The sequence below is a fragment of the Streptococcus pseudopneumoniae genome, assembly GCF_001068775.1.
Lineage (GTDB): Bacteria > Bacillota > Bacilli > Lactobacillales > Streptococcaceae > Streptococcus > Streptococcus pseudopneumoniae_N.
The window spans coordinates 1-381 of the sequence record NZ_JWAJ01000103.1 but is presented as its reverse complement, the minus strand read 5'-3'; the positions used below and the strand labels follow the sequence as shown (position 1 = coordinate 381).

The 381-nt window shown below is 40.4% G+C and carries 1 protein-coding gene; it reads left to right on the top strand.

Annotation, left to right across the window (positions count from 1 at the left end; genetic code table 11):
- Window positions 1-381, top strand: a 381-nt coding sequence (locus ADF68_RS05615; protein ID WP_049548972.1) for a transposase family protein, incomplete at both ends; no start/stop codon positions are given.

The following is a 381-nucleotide window of genomic DNA, read 5'->3' as shown; positions in this document are numbered from 1 at the left end:
ACCTGTGTGCCCTCGCTGCCTAGGGCAAATGACTAAATATGACTTCCAGAAAGAATCTAAAATCCCTTATCTAGAGTGTGCAGGCTATAAGACACTCATTCGATTGAGAAAACGCCGTTTCCGTTGTAAAGTCTGCGGGAAAATAGCTGTTGCAGAGACTTCTTTAGTCAAAAAGAATCACCAAATCGCGACCATCGTCAACCAGAAAATCACTCAAAAATTAATCGAGAAAGTCCCTATGACGGCTATCGCAGAAAGTCTATCTGTCTCTACTTCGACAGTCATTCGTAAATTGAAAGAATTCAAATTCAAGACAGATTTATCTTTCCTTCCAACTCACATGTCTTGGGATGAATACAGCTTCAAGAAAGGTAAGATGAG